Raw genomic sequence first — 20,185 nt, forward strand, 5'->3', positions numbered from 1 at the left:
ACCAGTTGAAGCATGAATGATCTGGTTTTACTCTGCAACCAAAAAAGTGCGGTCAGTTTTTCAGCTTGTGGATAAGGCAGGTAGGATGAACAGGGAAAAGGGGAGAAAATATTCATGGTGAAGCGCAAAAGTCTGAAAGAGGATGTATGCCCTGTCGCTCGCGCGCTGGATGTGGTTGGCGATCGCTGGACATTGCTGATTATTCGCGATGCATTCGACAATCGCCGCCGTTTCAGCGATTTTCAGCGCAGTTTGGGTGTTGCCAAAAATATTCTTACCGACCGTCTGCGCACCCTAGTTGACGAGGGCATTTTTTCCGTTCAGCCCGTTTCCGAAAGCTCGGCTTATCAGGAATATGTTCTGACACCAAAAGGTGAGCAGCTATTTCCGCTCGTTGTAGCGCTACGCCAGTGGGGCGAACAGCAGCTATTCGCTAAGGGGGAACCTCACTCCCTGCTATTGGATAAACACACTGGCCAGCCTCTGCAAGCCATGTTGCCGCATTCTGCGGAAAGGCAACGGTTGACTGGGAAGGATACGTTCGTTCAGAAAGTAGATTGAGGTGTCGTGATGCAGAAAGAATCGAGAGAAACAGGCCGAGATCTTGAGGCAATCTCCCGCTATCTGAAGAAGTTGCACGTACTGACGTTATGCGTGGGTGAAAATTCGGAATTATGGTGTGCGAGTTGCTTCTATACTTACGACGATAAACAGATAGCCTTCTATCTAATGACGGAGTTGCAGACGCGCCACGGTGAAATCATGGCAAGGTTGCCGCAGGTGGCTGGTACGGTCAGCGGCCAGCCGAAGAGCGTAATGTTGATTAAAGGCGTGCAGTTTCGGGCGCAGGCGGTGCAGTTAGAAGGGGAGGACGCACAGCAGGCCAGAGCGCAATACAACACGCGTTTTCCGATTGCTCGTGCATCGCAAGCACCGATCTGGCGGCTCGATCTGACCGAAGTCAAAATGACGGACAATACGTTGGGCTTTGGTAAGAAACGCTACTGGCAGCGTGACGAACAAACAGATCAGAAAGAACAATACCAGCATGAAAATATGGGATAACAAAAGACGCAGAGCAAGGGGGAAAGCCGATGAGCCGGGTACTGTTATTAGGTGCAACGGGGTTAGTGGGACACGAGTTGTTAGAACTTCTGAAAGCCAATAACCGGGTAGAGACGATTTATGCGCCGACCCGTAAGCCGTTGGTGCATTCGGAGAAAGTGGTCAATCCGCACGATCCCGATCTGTCTGCTGAGCTGGCGCAATTGACCGATCCTGTTGATATTGCATTTTGTTGCCTGGGGTCGACGCTCAAGACAGCAGGCAGTAAGCAGGCTTTCCGCTATGTGGATTACACGTTGGTAGTGGAAGGGGCAAAAATGGCGCTAGCGTTGGGCGCGACGCACCTTTTGGTGGTCAGTTCACTGAGCGCGAATGCAACATCGCCTTTCTTCTACTCGCGAGTGAAGGGGGAAACGGAAAAATCGCTGCGTCAGCAAGGTTGGCAGCATCTGACATTGGCACAGCCGTCGATGCTGCTGGGAGAAAGAGAAGACAGTCGCACACTGGAGAGCCTTGCCGCGCCGCTGTTCCGCATGTTCCCAGCGAAGTGGCGGGCGATTGAGGGGAAAACGGTGGCGCAGGCGTTGTTGAATCAGGCGTTCTCGCCGGAGCCAAAAGCGCGGGTTACGGTACTGGAATCCGATCAATTACGTTCGCTGGGTCAGTGGCAACCGCTTCAGTAGCTTCTTATCGATCAACGCAGGCGGTGGACAACCTGGTTGCTGCTGCCGCGCCAAATCAGTGCGGGATCTTTCAGATCTTGCACAAATTTTCCATCGACTAATACGTTGATGAGATCGACCACCCGCTGTTGTTCCCGCGTGATGTCCGCCAGCACGTAGCCTGTCCAAACCCAGATATCTTTGCCGGGGCATTCCGCACGTATACGTTCTACTAGCCGCAGGATGTCAGGCACATTCTGTGGGTGAAGCGGATCGCCGCCAGACAGCGAAATTCCCTGTCGGGGAATGAGCTTATCCTGAAGATCGGCGATGATCCGATCTTCCTGTTCCTGCGTAAACGGCTGACCGGAGTTCAGTCTCCAGGTACTTTTGTTGTAGCACCCAACGCACTCATGCACGCAGCCAGCGACAAACAGCGAGCAACGTGTGCCGGGGCCGTTGACCACATCGACGGGATAATATTGGTGGTAATTCATACGGTAGAGCCCATGTTATGAAGCGGGCGTGTGTTAACGATGCCGCGAAAGGTGGGCCGCATTGCTGCGACCCAGAAGGGATCAGCCCAGTTGACCGTTGCCCAAATGCTTAATCCGGCGTTTAACCTCTTCCTGCTTACCGGCGTTGAACGGGCGGGCGTCCGGGCTGCCGAGGTAGCCGCACACGCGACGCGTTACGGAAACGCGTGCCGAATCATGATTACCACATTTCGGACAGGTGAAGCCTTTGCTGGTGCACTCGAATTCACCCGTGAAGCCGCACTCATAGCATTCGTCGATCGGCGTGTTGGTGCCGTAGTAAGGCACGCGGGTGTAGCTATAATCCCACACGTCTTCCAGCGCTTTGAGGTTGTGTTGCAGGTTCGGGTATTCGCCGTAGCAAATAAACCCACCGTTAGCTAGAGGCGGATAGGGCAGCTCGAAGTCGATTTTCTGGTAAGGATTGACCTTCTTCTCTACATCAAGGTGGAAACTGTTGGTGTAATAGCCTTTGTCCGTCACGCCCTGCACGACGCCAAATTCGGCGGTATCCAGACGACAGAAACGGTCACACAGGTTTTCACTCGGTGTGCTGTAAAGGCTGAAGCCGTAACCTGTTTCGTCTTTCCACTGTTCGGTCGCGGCTTTCAGACGGGCGATGATAGCCACGGCTTTGGCTCGTAGCGTCTCGTCGTCAAACACATGCGTTTGGCTGCCGAAGAGTGCATTGATGGTTTCATGCAGGCCGATATAGCCCAGAGAAATCGAGGCGCGTCCGTTCTTGAAGATGTCCGCGATGTTGTCGTCTGCATTTAAGCGTACGCCGCAGGCACCTTCCATATACAGGATCGGCGCGACGCGGGCTTTCACGTTTTCCAGCCGCGCAATACGCGTCATCAGCGCTTTCTTCGATAACGTCAGGCGTTGATCGAGCAGCGTCCAGAAGCGATCTTCATTGCCTTCGGCTTCCAGCGCAATGCGCGGCAGGTTCAGGCTGATGACGCCCAGATTATTGCGACCATCGTGAATCTGCTGGCCGTCTTCTTCATAAACACCGAGGAAACTGCGGCAGCCCATTGGCGTTTTGAACGAACCGGTGACCTTGACGACCTGATCGTAGTTCAGGATATCGGGGTACATACGCTTGCTGGCGCACTCTAATGCGAGCTGCTTGATATCATAATTCGCATCGCCCGCTTTGTGGTTCAGACCGTCGCGGATGGCGAAGACCAGTTTAGGGAATACCGCCGTTTTATGGTTTTTACCCAGCCCGGCAATGCGATTGCGCAGGATGGATTCCTGAATCAGACGCGATTCCCAGCAGGTGCCAAGCCCGAAGCCAAAGGTGACGAACGGCGTCTGGCCGTTAGCGGTGTGCAGCGTGTTGACTTCGTATTCCAGTGACTGAAAGGCGTCGTAGCACTCTTTTTCGGTGCGAGTCAGGGCATAGTTTTCTGCATCTGGAATCTGCCACTCTTCCGCTACGGCTTTATGTTTCGCGTGGCTGGCGGTGACAAACGGGGCCAGAATTTCATCAATGCGGTTAATCGTGGTGCCGCCGTAAATATGGCTGGCGACCTGCGCAATAATCTGCGCGGTGACGGCGGTAGCGGTTGAGATTGATTTTGGTTGCTCAATTTCCGCATTGCCCATTTTGAAGCCGTTGGTCAGCATACCGTTCAGGTCGATCAGCATGCAGTTGAACATCGGGAAAAACGGCGAGTAGTCGAGGTCGTGATAGTGAATTTCACCGCGTTCGTGTGCCAGTACCACATCACGCGGCAGAATGTACTGCTTGGCGTAATGCTTGGCGACAATACCAGCCAGCAGATCACGCTGGGTGGGAATCACTTTACTGTCTTTGTTGGCGTTCTCGTTCAGCAGCGCCATATTGCTCTGCTCGACCAGACCGCGAATTTCCTGATTCAGGCGACCGTGACGCTCACGCGCAATGTCTCGATCATGACGATATTCGATGTAGGTACGCGCCAGCTTCTTATAATTGCCGGACATCAGCAGGTTTTCGACCGCGTCTTGAATATCGCGGATATCTACGCGCGATTTATCCTGCATTTGTTGAGCGACCGCACAGGCCACCGTTGCACAGTAGTCTGCATCATTGACACCGGCTGCATGTGCCGCGCGTTCGACCGCCTCTTTGATACGAACTTCATCAAAAGGCACCTGGCAACCGTCCCGTTTAATCACTACTGGTTTCACGTTTTCTTCCTCTGGAAAGGTTATCCACAGGCGAGAACCGTAACTGGCAAGGGTTACAGAGGGCTGTGGATGACTTTGTGGATAAACACTATATGTAGGTAATGTTTACAGGATAGGCACTATATATTGAAATTGCGTAGGGGTGTTTGCACTTTTATCGCTGCAAAATTGATGTAGAGCAAAGAAATTCCTCCCTAGTAGATAAATCGAACTTGAACAAAATTTAATCAGATTGGGCGTAAGGTCTGTGAAGGCTTGCGGTGCGTGGTCTGGCGGCTTATCGGAAATTTTTTATGGGCAGTGAGAGTAAAAGTACAGAAGTATCTGAAATGCTAGGTGGCGTTTTTCGGCATTCGTAGTAAAGCGTGACGGTGACTACAGAATGCCGATAAAGGTGTACGCGTTACTGTTGGCTATCAGGGAAGGGGGGAAGCTGACGGAAGGTGTTCAGTAGCCCCTCCGACCAGGCTTTACGGATCGTGGTGAAATAGGCGTTGTTTTCAGTAACGCGTTGCTGTTCACCGCTGTCAAAACTGCCGGTGCGGTAAATCATCACATCCAGCGGCAGACCAACCGACAGGTTGCTGCGCAGGGTCGAGTCGATAGAAATCAGCGCACAGCATATGGCTTGCTCCAGTGGTGTATCCATCGTCAACACGCGATCGATGATCGGTTTGCCGTACTTACTCTCGCCGATCTGGAAATAGGGCGTATCCGGCGTGGCCTCAATGAAGTTGCCCTCAGGGTAAATATGAAACAGCCGATGTGTTTCACCGCTAATCTGTCCACCTATCAGTAGGTTACAACCGAAATTGGTATTACTGCCGCTCTGCTGCGCGCTGCTATCGCGGTGAATCACTTCCCGCACGGTTTCCCCGAGGAGCATCGCGGCGTCATACATGGAGCTGACCTGCATGAGATTGGGCGTATGCTGCGCATCAATGCGGGCGCTGAGCAGGCTGATGATGCTTTGCGTTGTCGCCAGGTTTCCTGCGCATTGGATCACTAACACGCGTTCATCACCATGCTGAAAAACATAGAGTTTTTTGAACGTTGCAATGTGATCGACGCCCGCATTAGTGCGGGAATCGGAAGCAAAAACCAGGCCGTCAGACAGACACATGGCGACACAGTACGTCATAAAGTACCTTTTCGTTAAAAATTTTACTGTTGCTGCTGTACCTGCTGTTGTCGTTCAAACAAGCGGACTTCAGCTTCTGAAAACATCTCTTCGCATCCGCCTCCCAGCCGCGTACCGCGTACCGGGCAGGCATCCATATAATCCATCCCCACGGCCAGCCACAGATGCTGATGGAGCTGGCGGGTGCTGTTGGTTATATCGAACCCCCGCCAGTACCCGTTTAGCCACACTTCCGCCCAGGCGTGCATGGCGACATGTTGGGTGTCCTGACTGTACACATAGCCGCTGACATAGCGTGCTGGAATACTCAGACTACGGCAGCAAGCTAGAAACACATGCGTGTGATCCTGACAAACGCCTTTCTGCATGGCAAACGCGGCGGCGGCAGTATCCTGCACCTGCGTTGCACCGGGAGTATACGGCATTTTCAGTTGTAACTCCGCCATCAGCGTATTCAGGCTCTCTTCCACGGCATCCGGGCGATAATAACGTTGCGCAAACGCCCGAATATCGTTGTCGGCTTCGGTCAGCGGCGTCATGCGTAAAAAAACCAGCGGCGATAGGCCGTCCTGTACGCCCGGATTATCTCCTTCGTCGCTGTCGATGATATCGACGACGCCTTCTGCATGAATCGTAATGTCATGATGTGGATGGTCGAGCGTCAGTACATGCAAGACATTACCATATGCATCGGTGGTTTGAACCGCTGAGGCGGGCAGCGTCAGTTTCCATTCATGTATTTTCTGATGCGCGGAGTTTTGCGGCGTCAGGCGCAGGTACTGGGTGCTGAACTTCACTTCTTCATCATAGCGGTAGTGAGTGAGGTGGTTGATGGTGAGTTTCATAGCGCCTCCAGATAGGTATGACGGATGCTGTCTGCCAGTTCATTGATTTTTATTATGAAATTATTGAGGTAGGTGGGTAAATCCTGAGCCAGAACATCGTCCAGCGTACTGAAGCGTAGCTCGACGTGTAGCAGGTGGGCGAGCCGATGCGGCACTTTGGCACGTTGGCTACCGATGGCTTCCAATTGAAGTACCAGATCGCCGACGCAGGCGTGCAGCGAGCGTGGTACGTCCTCGCGTAAGACCAGCAGCTCAGTGACGGTTTCCGGGCTGATTGGCTGGCGATAGATGCTGTGGTAGGCCTCGCGCGCGCTCACGGCACGCAGCAGGGTATCCAGACGATAATATTCGCGTACGGGATCGGGGTCGTTATGGAGTTGTTGGTGTTTAACATTCAACAACTGTGCAGTCGCACAAGCGCGCTCAATCAGCGTGCCTATGCGGATAAAGCACTGGGCATCATTGCGCAGCAGGGTGCCGAACATCGCGCCACGAAACAGATGAGAGCGCTCTTTTACCCAGTCAAAAAATTCATTAATACCGATGTTATCTACACCCTGATGTCGCAGATTACGAATGTCGATGCGGGTGGTGTTAATACATTCCCAGACCTCGGAGGAAAGGCTGCCGCGCACGGCGTGTGCATTGTTCCATGCCATTTCGATACAGTTGTAGATGCTGCTTGGGTTCTCGCTGTCTAGCGCGAAGAAATTCAGCAGGTTGTTCATGGAAAAGTGGGCGTAGCGTTGCTGAAATAATTCATGAGTCATCGTCAGATTCAGCGGCAACGCCAGATCGTGCTGCTGCTGGCTGTGGCGCGGCATCATCGAGAGTTTGTAGGTGACATCCAGTACGCGGGCGAGGCTCTCTGCCCGCTCCAGATAGCGAGCCATCCAATACAGTTCACTGGCAGTACGGCTTAGCATGATTCGTCCTCCTCCATGACCCAGGTGTCTTTGGTGCCGCCGCCCTGTGAGGAGTTGACGACCAGAGAACCTTCCGTGAGTGCGACGCGCGTAAGGCCGCCGGGAACCAGTCGGATTTCCTCACCGGACAGGGCAAACGGGCGCAGATCGATATGTCGGGGAGCCAAACCATCGTCGATAAACGTTGGGCAGGTGGAGAGCGCTAATGTTTCCTGACCGATATAGTTGTGCGGGTGCGCGAGTAAACGCTGGCGGAACATCTCGATTTCCTGACGTGTCGCCCGCGGGCCGACCAGCATACCGTAACCACCTGCACCGTGAACTTCCTTCACCACCATGCTATCCAGATGGTCGAGCACATAGCGCAGATCTTTGGGGTTGCGACACTGCCAGGTGGGAATGTTGTGAAGAATCGGTTCTTCAGATAGGTAGAAACGGATCATCTCCGGTACATAGGGATAGATCGATTTATCGTCGGCGACACCGGTGCCGACAGCATTCGCCAGTACGACGCCGCCCGCACGATACACGGACAACAGGCCGGGCACGCCGAGCATCGAATCCGCACGAAACGCTAGCGGATCGAGGAAGGCATCGTCCACGCGGCGATAAATTACATCTACCTGACACGGGCCTTCCGTGGTGCGCATATATACCGCCCCTTCTTTCACGAACAAGTCCGCACTTTCTACCAGTTCGACGCCCATTTGCTGTGCCAGAAAGCTGTGTTCAAAGTAGGCGCTGTTGAAACGGCCCGGTGTCATCACGACCACGGTAGGGTCATCAACCTGCGTGCTTTCGCGCAGGGTCTGTAGCAGATAGCTGGGATAGCGTTCAACAGGGGCGATGTGCTGGCTGGCAAATAAATCCGGGTAGAGCCGCATCATCATTTTGCGGTTTTCCAGCATGTAGGAGACGCCCGATGGAGTGCGCAGGTTGTCTTCCAGCACGTAATAATGACCGTCGCTGTTACGCACCATATCGATCCCGGTGATGTGGGCGTAAATGTTGTTGTGCAGGTTCACACCCTGCATACAGGGTTGATATTGCTCATTCGCCAGCACCTGTTCGCTGGGGATAATACCGGCCTTGAGTATGTGTTGCTGATGGTAAATATCGTAGAGAAACGCGTTTAGAGCCTGTACCCGCTGACGGATGCCGCGATCGAGCAACTGCCATTCGTGGGCAGGAATAATGCGCGGCACGCTATCGAAAGGTATTAAGCGCTCGGTGCCCCCTTCCTCGCCATAAACGTTAAACGTAATACCCACGCGGTGAAACAGCAGTTCCGCCTGCTCCTTCTTCTGCTTAATGGCCTGCTGGTCGGTTTGCTGGAGCCATTGCCAATAGGAATTGTAGTGTTGACGTTGTTTGCCTTGCGACGAGAGCATCTCGTCGTAATAAGGCGCAGATGGAAGTTTCATTTTTATCATTGTCATCCCCAGGCATCACGCTTAATAGCGATAATAGGACAATGCATAAAATGCGCCATTTTGGAAAAAGCGTGATGTAGTCAGGATGGTGCCCGGTTTTTTCCTCTAATTGGTGCGTAGCAAGGCGAGTTTGCACTGAGGGGGGAGAATAAAGGCGCTGGAAATCAGCAAGACGCAACCATAATGGTGCGTCTTGATAAGGGGACGATCAATGATGGTGCTTAGCGGCGAACGGCAATCGCTTCGATTTCGATCTTCACGTCTTTCGGCAAGCGTGCGACTTCAACGCAAGAGCGAGCCGGGAATGGTGCGCCGTGTTCGTTGAAGAACGCTTCATACGCGGTATTCACAAGGGTGAAGTCATGCAGGTCTTTCACGAATACGGTGGTTTTCACGATATCGGAAACTTTCAGGCCAGCGGCTTCGACAATGGCCTGAACGTTTTCCAGTGACTGGCGTGTCTGGGCGGTGATGTTGTCAGCGACCAGGCCGCTTTTCGGGTTTACCGGAATCTGGCCGGAAGTGATGATCATGCTGCCAAGATCGACGCCCTGAACATAAGGGCCGATAGCGGCAGGGGCGTGCTCAGTGCTGATAGTGCGTGACATGGTATCTCCTTGATGGGGGCGTAAAAGGAACGCAGACGCAGCCATTATTCAAAAAAGCCCCGTGACAGGCAATGTCCATTACGGGGCAAAGCAGAAAACTAGCTATCTTGCAGCACAGCCTGACGCTCAAATTCTTTCTCACAGTACTTACATTTCAGGTGAACGTCACCATCGCGCTGCTTAACGCTGAATGACGACGAAACCGGTTCGCTGCGACTGATGCAGTTACTGTTCGGGCAGATGAGCACACCGGTAATGTGATCAGGCAGCGTCGGCACCAGCTTGCGCACCACGTCATACCCATCGATCTGATTGACGGTAGCCTGCGGCGCATAGATTGCCAACTGATTCGCCTGCTGCTCGGTCAGAAATATGTTCTCGATCTTGATCAGATCTTTGCGCCCAAGGTGGTTGGATGGCAAATTCAGGCCGATGGTGATGCGCTGGTCAGTTGCGGTCAGTTTAAACAGCGTCAGCAGCTTAAAACCCACCTGTGCGGGAATGTGGTCGATCACCGTGCCACGTTTGATCGCTTCAACCTGTAATTTATTATCGTGTGTCATGATGGTTTCTTCCTCTTACAGAACCAGTTCGCGATTCAGGACCAGCGCCAGCAGTGCCTGACGGGCGTAAATACCGTTGCCCGCCTGTTGGAAATAATAGGCATAGGGCGTGGTATCCACATCAATGGTGATCTCATCGACGCGCGGCAGCGGGTGCAGCACTTTCAAATTCGGGCGGGCGTTGTCCAAGTCGGCAGCACGCAGGACAAACTGGGATTTGATGTTGATGTATTCGGACGGATCCAGACGCTCTTTCTGGACGCGCGTCATGTACAGAATATCCAGCTCACCCACGACTTCGTCGATGCTGTTGTGCAGGCTGTAAGCAATGTTCTTCTCTTTCAGCATGCTCAGAATGTAGTCCGGCATGGCCAACGCGTCTGGAGCGATGAAGTAGAAGCGGTTGCCTTCGAACTTCGCCAGCGCCTGCGTGAGTGAATGCACGGTACGGCCATATTTCAAATCACCGACCATCGCGATGTTGATGTTGTTCAGTCGGCCTTGCGTTTCCTGAATGGTGAACAGATCGAGCAGCGTTTGCGTCGGGTGCTGGTTCGCACCATCACCCGCGTTCAGCACGGGAATACCGCCGGAAAACTCGGTAGCAAGGCGGGACGCGCCTTCCTGTGGATGACGCATCACGATGGCATCAACATATTGGCTGATGACGGAGATTGTGTCGGCCAGCGTTTCGCCCTTTTTCCCCAGCGAGGTGTTGTTGCTGTCGGCGAAACCGACGACGGATGCTCCTAAGCGATGCATCGCGGTTTCAAAGGATAAACGCGTCCGTGTGGAGGCTTCGAAGAAGCAGCTGGCAATCACTTTATGTTTTAACAGCTCAGGCTGGGGCTTGGCTTTCAGACTGGCAGCGACATTCAGCGCCAGTTCCAAATCTTCCCGGCTGAGATCGTTAATCGAAATGATATGTTTTTGATAGAGCGGATTGACCATGTTGTCTTTCTCCTAACGAGTAAACAGGAAATGTCGTATCTGGCTGCCCGAACGGTGGGCAAAAAAAAGCCCCTCATTGAGGGGCTTTCTTAATTGATCGATTGAGCGACGGAAAGGAAAACGCTGTCTGGCTGCCAGATGGCAGTTGTGGTTGAGAACCAACATAAGCAGCGGATTTTTTGGTGTAACGGTGCATGACCCCTCCCGGCAAACTGTCGGGAATTATACGCGCCGATTAGGCTATTTCAAGCAGAAAACGTGGTTTTTTACGCATCGCAATCGGTTGCTTAGCGAATGCACTATGCATGACAGTCGTAGACGGGAGAAGTGCGGTTAAGAAGAGTGATGAGCAGTTCACTGTTTCGGATTAACGCGCTGGCGGGTGCCACATTTGGAGAGTATAAGGATTGTAAAACAGGGTTTCATTTTTTATATCAACGAGGTTTTTATGATTACTGGCAATGTCCACCACCTTGACTTGGTTCCTTATCTTCCAGCCAAACTGCGTGAAGCGATTGAATACGTGAAGCAAAACATCACGGCAGACACGCCGTTGGGTAAGCATGATATCGAGGGCAATAGCGTGTTTGTGCTGATCTCCAACGACAGCACGGACCTGCTGGAAAAACGTCGTGCCGAATATCACGCCAAGTATCTGGACATTCAGATTGTGTTGTCCGGTGTGGAAGGGATGACGTTCAGCAACCTGCCTGCGGGCAAGCCAGATACTGATTGGTTGGCGGATAAAGATATTGCTTTTCTGCCTGCAGGCGAACAGGAAAAACTGTTTGTGATGCAGGAAGGGGATTTTGTCGTCTTCTTCCCAGGAGAAGTCCACAAACCGCTGTGTGCCGTGGGTGAACCCGCGCACGTGCGCAAAGCCGTGGTGAAAATCGACGCGTCGCTGGTGGTGTAAACCAGCGGAAAAGTATCCCTCCCCACGCAGGGGAGGGAAGCAACCCTTAATCCTGCGCCAGCGTGGCGACCATCACCGCTTTGATGGTGTGCATGCGGTTTTCCGCCTGATCGAACACAATACTGTGCGCGGATTCAAAGACTTCGTCAGTGACTTCCATTCCACCGTGCAGGCCATACTGTTCCGCCATTTGCTGACCCATTGTTGTCTGGTCATCATGGAAGGCAGGCAGGCAGTGCAGAAACTTCACCTGCGGATTGCCCGTTGCAGCGATCATCGCCGTGTTCACCTGATACGGTTTCAGCAGTGCGATACGCTCTTTCCAGGTCTCTTTAGGTTCTCCCATAGAAACCCAGACGTCGGTATAGATGAAATCCGCACCCGCAACGCCTGCGGCGATATCTTCCGTCAGCGTGATGCTGCCGCCAGTTTGTTTTGCCGCCGCCTGACACTCAGCCACCAGACCGGCATCCGGCCAGCAGGCTTTTGGCGCAACAAGACGTAAATCCAGCTCGGTCAGCGCCGCCGCTTCCAGCATGGTGTTACCCATATTGTTGCGCGCATCGCCGACGTAGACGAGCGTCATATCTGACAGCGCTTTACCCGGTAAATGCTCCTGCATTGTCAGCAAATCTGCCAGCAACTGCGTGGGATGGAATTCATTTGTCAGCCCATTCCAAACTGGAACGCCCGCATATTGCGCCAGCGTCTCGACAATTTGCTGGCCGTAGCCGCGATACTGAATGCCGTCGTACATTCTTCCCAGTACGCGTGCGGTATCCTTGATGGATTCTTTATGACCGATTTGGCTGCCGCTCGGGCCGAGATAGGTCACTTGCGCGCCCTGATCGTATGCAGCAACTTCGAAAGAGCAGCGAGTACGAGTCGAATCTTTTTCGAAGATGAGTGCGATGTTCTTACCTTGCAGGCGGCGGGTTTCAATCCCGTTTTTTTTATCAGCCTTCAGTTTCGTTGACAGGGCTAAAAGATGGGCAATTTCTGCGGGCGTAAAATCCATTAACCTTAAAAAGTGACGCTTATAGAACGGTTGCATGATGTACTTCTCCATGTGACCCAATAGCATTGATTGAATTAAAATTCACTTTATATGTGTAATTATTCAAATTCAAGTGGTGATATCAAACTTTGTGGTGGAGCAAGCCGCAGGGCTGTGGGACAATAAGTAATATTACGTCGATTAATGAGGACTGAGGCATGGCAAACCGCGAATTACTGGAAGAGCAACGGGAAGAGACACGCCTGATCATCGAAGAACTGCTGGATGATGGCAGCGATCCTGACGCGCTCTATACCATTGAACACCATTTCTCCGCTGAGAAGTTTGAAGTGTTGGAAAAAGTCGCTGTAGAAGCCTTCAAGCTGGGCTATGAAATGACGGATGCAGAAGAACTGGAAGTGGAAGAGGGCGTGTTGCTGATGTGCTGCGATGCTATCAGTGAAGTGGCGCTGAAGGCGGAACTGATCGACGCACAGGTAGAACAGCTGCTGGCGCTGGCAGAACGCCACGGTGTGCATTACGACGGTTGGGGCACCTACTTCGAAGACCCAGATGGTGAAGGCGAAGAAGAGGGCGATGATGAAGATTTTTATGATGAAGATGATGACGGCAAACGCCACTAATCATTGAGCCTGAACCCAGCCTCACTGAATGCCGCAGAAATACTCTGCGGCGTTTTTTTGGTTTTTTTACTTGATTGTCATGCCGATAGCTTAAGCGTGGGTTTAGGGGAAACACGGTGATGAGGTTCCCGTAGGGACACCTCGCACCGTGGTCGCCCCGGTATCTCGAACCTGAAACAATCGATACTACTTTTACAGCACCTTCAGCATCGTCACTTCACAATCGGTATGGCCCGTGTTGCCCATCGAATGGGGAATAGGATCGAAGCCCAGAGACTCATACAGCCGAATCGCGCTGGTTAGGTGGCCGGTTGTTTCTAGATAGCAACGGCGAAAGCCATGCTGACGAGCAAAATCAAGTGCCTGTATCGCCAGCTGACGTGCTAGCCCTTTGCCTCGTACGACGGGTAGGAAATACATTTTCTGTAATTCACACACATCCTCTTCGCCCGCGACAAGTGGCGCAATACCGCCGCCGCCAACTATGCGGCCCTCATATTCAACCACCCAATAGGCGCTTTTCGGCTGGCTATACAGAGCAAACAACGCATCCAGATTGGGATCGGAGACGGTATAGCCTTTGTCGGCCGTCAAACCAAATTCGGCAGAAACCTGACGGATGACTTGTGCGATGGCAGTATCATCCTGCGCGGTGATTGGGCGTACCTGAAGATTGGCGGAGGTCGCGGTTGTCATAATACGTACTCTTGTTCTTACGGTTGACGAGGGTAATGATCTTGGCCGATTGTAATACCATTACAGACCACATTGATGCAACGTCTATACCCGTCATACTTCATGTTGCCTCCGTGTTGGTTTCTCTATTCCTTGTAATTCATAAGTATATGAATTTGTTTAATTGCTGTTAACTTTTATTGTTGTCATTAACAGGACATGCTTAAATGAGCCGCTTTTTGTATGCCAATAACGTATCGAATAATACGTTTTATACTCCAAATAATTCGAGTTGCAGGAAGGCGGCAAGAGAGGGAATCCCGATGAGCTTACTCAGGTAAGTGATTCGGGTGAGTGAACGCAGCCAACGCACATGCAGCTTGAAGTATTACGAGTATATGAGGCTTATTTCTTTTAGGATGAAAGGGTTATGACAATCAATACTTCAGAAAATAGCACGCAGCATCGCGTGCAGTTTCACGGTAAGGCTGGGGAATATTTTGCAATTTGGCTGGTGAATGCGTTATTAACGGTCATCACTCTGGGTATTTATTCTGCCTGGGCCACCGTGCGCCGCCGCCGTTATTTTTATGGTAATACGGAAATTAACGGTGATCGTTTTGATTACCACGCGCAGCCTATTCAGATCCTTAAAGGACGCTTGCTGGTTATCGGCAGCCTTATTCTGTTTTATATCGTAATGATGGTGTCACCTACGCTGGGGACGATTCTCGCGTTGGCATTTGCGGCACTTATTCCGGTTCTGGTGATCCGCAACTGGCGCTATGACGCCATTATGTCCAGCTACCGTGGCATCCGTTTTAATTATCATTGCCAGACGGGCCGTGCATATTGGGTATTATTGCTTTGCCCTATCCTGCTGTTGCTGGCTTTTTATATCGCTCTGGTTGTTGTTGTCATGATCGGTATGCAGAGCAATAGCCCCATTCTGATTGGGTTCATTGCGCTGGCAATTGCTATTCCAGGGTTTGCTGCGGTAAATGGCATCATGAAAATGATGCAGCTCGATTTCTATGTGAATAACCTATTCTTCGGCAAAACAGCATTTAAAGCAGAATTGACGAAAGCGGTGTTTATTAAGTTCTCCCTGATTAGCCTGCTGATTTTTGTTCCTTTCCTGATCGCGGCGCTGTCATTCATGAGCTCGTTCTTTTTCACGTTGTTCCAAACGATGATGATGGGCGGTGGAAATGAAGAACTTGTACTAATGATGCTGCTGAGCAATGTCTTTAATTTTATTATGATGATCATTGTGACGTTGCTGGGCGTGCTGGTTTCCAGCAGCTATCTGGTCGTCGCACAGCGCAATTATCTGTTTAACCAGACGTCGCTGAACGGTGGGGTGAAACTGCACTCTTCCATGCAAACGATGTCTTACATGGGGCTGCTGATAACCAATAGCCTGATCACTATTTTCTCTTTGGGTTGGGCAGCTCCGGTGGCAGAGATTCGTCATGCACGCTATCTCGCGAATGCAACTGCGGTTGAAGGCGATCTGGCACTGCTGCACGTTCAGGCACACCAAGACACAGCAAACAGCGCACTGGCCGAAGAAGCGGTACAAGCCCTCGATTTGGGTGTTGGCCTTTAAGTTATAAGGCAGGAATATGAATATTGAGGGGCATTATCAATACCCCGGATTGGCGGCCCGCGTGGCCGCTTCTCTTCATTTAACGGACAACGGTTCGACGATGGTGCTGAACACCGGATCATCGAACACGACATTTGCGTTGGAGCAGGTCACGGTTTCCGATGCGCTGGGCTCCATTCCTCTGACGCTAACATTTCCTGACGGCGGCCGTTTTGTGCCTACCGACGATCCCACCTTTCGCGTGTGGTATTCTGCGCGGCGTCGACCGGGGCTTGTCCATCGCTTGGAACGCCATAAGCGCGGCGTCATTCTCACGCTATTCGCCACGATTTTGATAGTCATAAACTACGTTTACGTGGTGCTGCCTTGGGCGAGTTCCGCGCTGGCGCTACGCATTCCCACCGCTATCGAACAGCAACTGGGACAAAATACGCTGAAGCTACTGCGCCACAGTGATTTTAAGCCTTCCAAGCTGCCTATTGAACGCCAGCAAGAGATGCAAACTCTGTTTCAACAGGTTATGCCTGCTGACATGCGGGAAGATAAAACACCGCTGCGTCTGGAGATCATGTCGGCGCCTATCGGGCCGAATGCCTTTATGCTGGCAGATGGCACCTTGATTATCAGCGACGATCTGGTGACCCTGGCAAAAAGTGATAATGAGTTGGCTGCGGTGATGCTGCATGAAATGGGGCACCACGCCTATCGCCACCCAATGCGCATGGTGGTGCGTTCATCGCTGGTGTCGCTGACGTTCATGTGGATGACGGGAGATGTCAGTGGAATCGGAGATACCGTGTTGCAGTCTGCCGCCTTCATCAACGAGATGCAGTTTTCCCGTGATATGGAGAGGGAAGCGGACACATGGGCAATAGCAGAAATGCAGCAGCAGGGACGTTCACTTCAGTCAATGCAGGCAATGTATCAGGCCTTGATCGCTAAAGACCGCAGTCAGGATGAAATTGATTCGCTGGATTTACCTGACTGGCTGAGTACGCACCCAGATATGGATGAGCGTCTGGAAACGATTGAAAGAGAGATGAATAAGCACTAATCCCCAACTCTTGATTCTCAACCCCGAATTAACCCCCTGTCTGATGTCGATAGTGCGCGAATATAGCGGCGCACTATCGGCTTTCTTGTTAGGTATATGAACGAAAAAACCTCGTTTTTTGCTTATTTTACGAACGTTAATTTGAGGCGGAAAGGATGAGTAGCGTAGTCAGACGATTAACGGGAATGCGTTAAATATCATCCTATTAAAAACTTCTTGTAGAATCTCTCGCGATAAATAAAAAAATCAGAGAATAATCTCTTTTTATTATTAGTCCGCTTATGTTTATTGGGATTTTTCCTAATAGACATTAAAATCGCGGCTTCACGGCTTCATGATTACCGAAGAGTTATTTATGATTAATCGAATTCTATCAGGTGTGGTGGGCGCCTTTCTGTTAATGCTGTCACTATTAACGCATGCACAGAGCAATTTTCCAGAGCCCAAAGAAGGCGACTGGATCGCGCCAGAATTTATCTTCAACAGCGGCGAAAAATTAAAAGATCTGCGAATTCACTATTACACCATCGGTGATAAAACCAAGCCCGCCGTGTTATTACTGCATGGAACGAACCAGCCGATTAAAGCGCTGTTGGCAAATGGCTTTGGCGGAGAGCTGTTCGGGCCGGGTCAGGCACTGGATAGCAGTAGATATTTTATTATCATGCCGGAAAGCATTGGTTCTGGAAAATCTTCCAAACCATCAGACGGCTTACGGATGAAATTCCCACAGTACGATTATAACGATATGGTGCAGGCACAATATCGCTTAATCAAAGAAGGGCTGGGGATTAATCACCTGAGCCTGGTGATGGGATATTCCATGGGCGGTATGCAAACCTGGCTCTGGGGTGAAAAATACCCAGATATGATGGATGCGCTGGTGCCAATGGCGTCGCTGCCGAATGAACTGTCTGGTCGTAATTGGATGATGCGTCGCATCTTGATTGAATCCATCAAGAACGATCCTGTGTGGAATCACGGTGATTATACTCAGCAGCCACCAACGTTAAAAACAGCCAACATTATGTTTAGCATTGCCACCACTGGCGGCACGCTGGCGTATCAGAGCAAAGCGCCGACGCGTGCTCAGGCGGACAAGTTGGTAGAAGATCGCCTCGCGCTGCCTTCAACCAGCGATGCCAATGACTTTATTTATCTCTGGGGCTCATCTGCAAATTATAACGCTGCGCTGGAATTGAATAAAATTAAGGCTCCTGTTCTGGTAATTAACTCTGCGGATGATGAGCGTAATCCTGTTGAAACAGGCATCCTGGAGAATGAGCTTAAGAAAATTAAGCAGGCAACATTATTCCTTATTCCCGCCAGTAAAGATACCAGCGGGCATGGCACTATGATGTCGGCGAAATTTTATAAAGATGAGCTGCAACGTTTCTTAGACAAGAATCAGGCTCAGAAAAAGAATAAAAAATAAATCTTAATGACCGCCAGAAAGCTAATTTTCTGTCGGTCATTATCCTCTTTATAGGTCTCTTTATTTTATTACGATGGATTTATTTCAGGTCGTGGGGATGAACACGTCTGGAAATTGAAATATAACGACTATTACGTAAATAACTGAACGGCTCCGCAGTAGAACTGGCGCTCACCCTTTCTTATTTTCAGACCACAGGGATAATTTATGTTTCGTAAGATAAAGATCCGTACTGCACTCAGCATGATGGTGTTCTCGTTAGCGGCGTTACTGCTTTTTGTCGGCGTTTTAGGACTGATTGCGGTTCAGTCAGGGAACAAATCATTTGCTCGTGTCGATATGGAAGTGCTGCCAGGGCTAGTTGCGCTGAATGACAGCTCCGAACTGCTGTTGCGTGGTCGGTTGGATTTGCGTCTGTACGAATCATTAATGGGAAAAGGGGACCTCGAGGCGGCTAAAGTCGCGCTGGGACGCGCCAGAGGCAAGGTCGACGGCGCTAGCGAAAAATGGCAGGAATACCTGAAATACCCGCAGTACGAAGAGGAAAAAGCCATTTCTTCGGACATGGCTGAGAAGCGCAATGCGCTGATGCAGGACTTTATCGATCCGGCATTTGCGGCACTTAACGCAGGGAACTTGGACGAATATCGCCAGCGTGCTGGGAAATCGACGGTGCTGTACGCCGCGTTTGATAAATCCTCTAAAGCGCTGGTTGCCTTCAAGCTGAAGAGCATTGATGAAGCCTATGCGGATTCAAATGGGCGTGTGGAACTGATGGAAACCATTCTATACGTTGCGATTGCCTGTGCGTTGCTGCTGGCGGCACTGGCCTGGTCTGTGATGACCAACATGATCGTGAAACCGCTTAATCAGGCTATTTCTGTCTTTGACCGCATTGCTGAAGGCGACCTGCGTGCGCAGATTGATAGCAGCGGGAAAAATGAAATCGCTCACCTGTTTGCCGCCGTTCAGCGCATGCGTGACGGGCTGGAAAATATGGTGCGCGTGGTGCGTAACGGAACCGATGCAATCAGCGTTGGGGTAGAAGAAATCGCATCCGGTAACATCGATCTTTCCAGCCGTACCGAGCAGCAGGCAGCCTCATTGGATGAAACCGCCTCAAGCATGGAACAGATCATGTCGACGGTGAAAAATAACGAAGACAACACACGCAAGGCGAATCAACTGGCGCAGAAGGCCTCTGATTCCGCGTCTCGCGGCGGGAATGTTGTCTCCGAAGTGGTTGATACCATGCGTTCTATTAAGATGAGTTCTGCCAAGATCTCCGACATTGTTGGTGTGATCGACGGCATTGCTTTCCAAACCAACCTGCTGGCGCTGAACGCTGCGGTGGAATCTGCGCGTGCAGGTCAGTACGGTAAAGGTTTTGCGGTGGTTGCCTCTGAAGTACGGATGCTGGCTGCGCGTAGCGCGACCGCAGCGAAAGAGATCGGCACGATGATTGATGCTTCTCTCAGCCGTATTGAAAAGGGTGCCGGCCTGGTTGAAGTGGCCGGTAACACCATGGACGAAGTGCTGATGGATGTGAAGAAGGTCGTCGATATCATGGATGAAATCACGTTGGCTTCCAGCGAGCAGAGTCGAGGCATTTCGCAGATTAATATCGCTATTAATCAGATGGATGGCGTGACTCAGCAGAATGCGTCATTAGTAGCAGAAGTGGCGACCTCAGCAAATGCGCTTCAGGAACAGGTTATTAACCTGCAACAGTCTGTTTCCCGTTTCCAGATCGCAAGAGAAAATAGGGAAATGGACAACGTGTTGCCCGGCTTACGTCAGAACATTACGCTGGCTGATGCCCGCTAATCGTTAAACGACCACCGTCTGTTTTTATTTGCCTGTATCAGAAAAGAAAACAGACGGTAATCCTCAAAACCACAACATGATGCGATATACCCGTCATACTTCAAGTTACATGTG

At 51.3% G+C, this 20,185-nt stretch carries 20 protein-coding genes; 9 read left to right on the forward strand and 11 right to left on the reverse strand.

Going from position 1 to position 20,185, the window contains the following annotated elements; genetic code table 11:
* The first annotated feature begins 114 nt into the window (after positions 1-114).
* From DCX48_15490 to DCX48_15500, 3 genes are read left to right on the forward strand one after another with little or no spacing between them, the layout of a single operon-like run.
* Positions 115-561, forward strand: a complete 447-nt coding sequence (locus tag DCX48_15490) for a transcriptional regulator (GenBank protein QXE15805.1) — start codon at positions 115-117, stop codon at positions 559-561.
* Positions 562-570: 9 nt separating this feature from the next.
* On the forward strand, positions 571-1,065 hold the full coding sequence (locus tag DCX48_15495) for a hypothetical protein (GenBank protein QXE15806.1): 495 nt from the start codon (positions 571-573) through the stop codon (positions 1,063-1,065).
* Between the two features lie 29 nt (positions 1,066-1,094).
* Positions 1,095-1,748 (forward strand): hypothetical protein, encoded by a 654-nt coding sequence (locus tag DCX48_15500; GenBank protein QXE15807.1) that lies wholly within the window; start codon positions 1,095-1,097, stop codon positions 1,746-1,748.
* An 11-nt stretch (positions 1,749-1,759) separates the two neighbouring features.
* Here the strand turns inward: DCX48_15500 and DCX48_15505 are convergent, their stop codons facing one another.
* From DCX48_15505 to pyrB, 9 genes are all read right to left on the reverse strand, one after another.
* On the reverse strand, positions 1,760-2,224 hold the full coding sequence (locus DCX48_15505; GenBank protein QXE15808.1) for an anaerobic ribonucleoside-triphosphate reductase-activating protein: 465 nt from the start codon (positions 2,222-2,224) through the stop codon (positions 1,760-1,762).
* A gap of 81 nt (positions 2,225-2,305) precedes the next feature.
* Positions 2,306-4,444 carry an anaerobic ribonucleoside-triphosphate reductase gene (nrdD, locus tag DCX48_15510; GenBank protein ID QXE15809.1) on the reverse strand — a complete coding sequence of 713 codons (2,139 nt, stop codon included), beginning with the start codon at positions 4,442-4,444 and terminating at the stop codon, positions 2,306-2,308.
* 403 nt (positions 4,445-4,847) lie between these two features.
* Positions 4,848-5,585, reverse strand: a complete 738-nt coding sequence (locus tag DCX48_15515) for a peptidase (protein QXE15810.1) — start codon at positions 5,583-5,585, stop codon at positions 4,848-4,850.
* 23 nt (positions 5,586-5,608) lie between these two features.
* The gene (locus tag DCX48_15520) at positions 5,609-6,430 is read right to left on the reverse strand and encodes a transglutaminase family protein (GenBank protein QXE15811.1); all 822 of its coding nucleotides are present in this window, start codon (positions 6,428-6,430) and stop codon (positions 5,609-5,611) included.
* Positions 6,427-7,356, reverse strand: coding sequence for an alpha-E domain-containing protein (locus DCX48_15525; GenBank protein ID QXE15812.1), 930 nt, complete (start codon positions 7,354-7,356; stop codon positions 6,427-6,429). The genes DCX48_15520 and DCX48_15525 overlap by 4 nt, the downstream gene beginning before the upstream one ends.
* Entirely contained in the window at positions 7,350-8,789 is a 1,440-nt protein-coding gene (locus tag DCX48_15530) for a circularly permuted type 2 ATP-grasp protein (protein ID QXE15813.1), read from the reverse strand. The genes DCX48_15525 and DCX48_15530 overlap by 7 nt, the downstream gene beginning before the upstream one ends.
* A gap of 221 nt (positions 8,790-9,010) precedes the next feature.
* Positions 9,011-9,397, reverse strand: coding sequence for a 2-iminobutanoate/2-iminopropanoate deaminase (locus DCX48_15535; protein ID QXE15814.1), 387 nt, complete (start codon positions 9,395-9,397; stop codon positions 9,011-9,013).
* A 98-nt stretch (positions 9,398-9,495) separates the two neighbouring features.
* Entirely contained in the window at positions 9,496-9,960 is a 465-nt protein-coding gene (locus tag DCX48_15540; protein QXE15815.1) for an aspartate carbamoyltransferase regulatory subunit, read from the reverse strand.
* 15 nt (positions 9,961-9,975) lie between these two features.
* A complete protein-coding gene (gene pyrB, locus DCX48_15545) occupies positions 9,976-10,911 on the reverse strand; it encodes an aspartate carbamoyltransferase (GenBank protein QXE15816.1) in 936 nt (311 codons plus the stop codon).
* Positions 10,912-11,359: 448 nt separating this feature from the next.
* Between pyrB and DCX48_15550 the strand changes: the two genes are divergently transcribed.
* Positions 11,360-11,827, forward strand: a complete 468-nt coding sequence (locus tag DCX48_15550) for a YhcH/YjgK/YiaL family protein (GenBank protein ID QXE15817.1) — start codon at positions 11,360-11,362, stop codon at positions 11,825-11,827.
* Positions 11,828-11,873: 46 nt separating this feature from the next.
* Here DCX48_15550 and argF read toward each other — a convergent pair whose 3' ends face one another.
* Entirely contained in the window at positions 11,874-12,881 is a 1,008-nt protein-coding gene (gene argF / locus DCX48_15555; GenBank protein ID QXE15818.1) for an ornithine carbamoyltransferase, read from the reverse strand.
* 161 nt (positions 12,882-13,042) lie between these two features.
* Here argF and rraB point away from each other — a divergent pair, with 161 nt between their 5' ends.
* Positions 13,043-13,468 (forward strand): ribonuclease E inhibitor RraB, encoded by a 426-nt coding sequence (gene rraB / locus DCX48_15560; GenBank protein ID QXE15819.1) that lies wholly within the window; start codon positions 13,043-13,045, stop codon positions 13,466-13,468.
* A gap of 192 nt (positions 13,469-13,660) precedes the next feature.
* Here the strand turns inward: rraB and DCX48_15565 are convergent, their stop codons facing one another.
* Positions 13,661-14,164 (reverse strand): GNAT family N-acetyltransferase, encoded by a 504-nt coding sequence (locus DCX48_15565; GenBank protein ID QXE15820.1) that lies wholly within the window; start codon positions 14,162-14,164, stop codon positions 13,661-13,663.
* Positions 14,165-14,573: 409 nt separating this feature from the next.
* Between DCX48_15565 and DCX48_15570 the strand changes: the two genes are divergently transcribed.
* The 4 genes from DCX48_15570 to DCX48_15585 all read left to right on the forward strand — a co-directional run bounded on the left by DCX48_15570 (position 14,574) and on the right by DCX48_15585 (position 20,071).
* Positions 14,574-15,755 carry a DUF898 domain-containing protein gene (locus tag DCX48_15570; GenBank protein ID QXE15821.1) on the forward strand — a complete coding sequence of 394 codons (1,182 nt, stop codon included), beginning with the start codon at positions 14,574-14,576 and terminating at the stop codon, positions 15,753-15,755.
* Positions 15,756-15,771: 16 nt separating this feature from the next.
* Positions 15,772-16,809 carry a M48 family metallopeptidase gene (locus tag DCX48_15575; GenBank protein ID QXE15822.1) on the forward strand — a complete coding sequence of 346 codons (1,038 nt, stop codon included), beginning with the start codon at positions 15,772-15,774 and terminating at the stop codon, positions 16,807-16,809.
* A gap of 355 nt (positions 16,810-17,164) precedes the next feature.
* A complete protein-coding gene (locus DCX48_15580; GenBank protein QXE15823.1) occupies positions 17,165-18,244 on the forward strand; it encodes an alpha/beta fold hydrolase in 1,080 nt (359 codons plus the stop codon).
* 207 nt (positions 18,245-18,451) lie between these two features.
* Positions 18,452-20,071: a HAMP domain-containing protein gene (locus DCX48_15585; protein QXE15824.1), complete on the forward strand. Its 1,620-nt coding sequence runs from the start codon at positions 18,452-18,454 to the stop codon at positions 20,069-20,071.
* Positions 20,072-20,185 lie beyond the last annotated feature (114 nt).

The sequence above is a fragment of the Pectobacterium atrosepticum genome, from assembly GCA_019056595.1.
GTDB classification, from domain to species: domain Bacteria; phylum Pseudomonadota; class Gammaproteobacteria; order Enterobacterales; family Enterobacteriaceae; genus Pectobacterium; species Pectobacterium atrosepticum.

Bases quoted from the DNA above. Each gene is read 5' to 3' on its own strand.
- DCX48_15575 (QXE15822.1), top strand. From the start codon at position 15,772: ATGAATATTGAGGGGCATTATCAATACCCCGGATTGGCGGCCCGCGTG.
- pyrB (QXE15816.1), bottom strand. From the start codon at position 10,911: ATGGTCAATCCGCTCTATCAAAAACATATCATTTCGATTAACGATCTC.
- DCX48_15570 (QXE15821.1), top strand. From the start codon at position 14,574: ATGACAATCAATACTTCAGAAAATAGCACGCAGCATCGCGTGCAGTTT.
- DCX48_15520 (QXE15811.1), bottom strand. From the start codon at position 6,430: ATGAAACTCACCATCAACCACCTCACTCACTACCGCTATGATGAAGAA.
- DCX48_15540 (QXE15815.1), bottom strand. From the start codon at position 9,960: ATGACACACGATAATAAATTACAGGTTGAAGCGATCAAACGTGGCACG.
- DCX48_15500 (QXE15807.1), top strand. From the start codon at position 1,095: ATGAGCCGGGTACTGTTATTAGGTGCAACGGGGTTAGTGGGACACGAG.
- DCX48_15580 (QXE15823.1), top strand. From the start codon at position 17,165: ATGATTAATCGAATTCTATCAGGTGTGGTGGGCGCCTTTCTGTTAATG.
- DCX48_15530 (QXE15813.1), bottom strand. From the start codon at position 8,789: ATGATAAAAATGAAACTTCCATCTGCGCCTTATTACGACGAGATGCTC.
- DCX48_15505 (QXE15808.1), bottom strand. From the start codon at position 2,224: ATGAATTACCACCAATATTATCCCGTCGATGTGGTCAACGGCCCCGGC.
- DCX48_15585 (QXE15824.1), top strand. From the start codon at position 18,452: ATGTTTCGTAAGATAAAGATCCGTACTGCACTCAGCATGATGGTGTTC.
- DCX48_15495 (QXE15806.1), top strand. From the start codon at position 571: ATGCAGAAAGAATCGAGAGAAACAGGCCGAGATCTTGAGGCAATCTCC.
- rraB (QXE15819.1), top strand. From the start codon at position 13,043: ATGGCAAACCGCGAATTACTGGAAGAGCAACGGGAAGAGACACGCCTG.
- DCX48_15535 (QXE15814.1), bottom strand. From the start codon at position 9,397: ATGTCACGCACTATCAGCACTGAGCACGCCCCTGCCGCTATCGGCCCT.
- DCX48_15550 (QXE15817.1), top strand. From the start codon at position 11,360: ATGATTACTGGCAATGTCCACCACCTTGACTTGGTTCCTTATCTTCCA.
- DCX48_15515 (QXE15810.1), bottom strand. From the start codon at position 5,585: ATGACGTACTGTGTCGCCATGTGTCTGTCTGACGGCCTGGTTTTTGCT.
- DCX48_15490 (QXE15805.1), top strand. From the start codon at position 115: ATGGTGAAGCGCAAAAGTCTGAAAGAGGATGTATGCCCTGTCGCTCGC.
- argF (QXE15818.1), bottom strand. From the start codon at position 12,881: ATGCAACCGTTCTATAAGCGTCACTTTTTAAGGTTAATGGATTTTACG.
- DCX48_15565 (QXE15820.1), bottom strand. From the start codon at position 14,164: ATGACAACCGCGACCTCCGCCAATCTTCAGGTACGCCCAATCACCGCG.
- DCX48_15525 (QXE15812.1), bottom strand. From the start codon at position 7,356: ATGCTAAGCCGTACTGCCAGTGAACTGTATTGGATGGCTCGCTATCTG.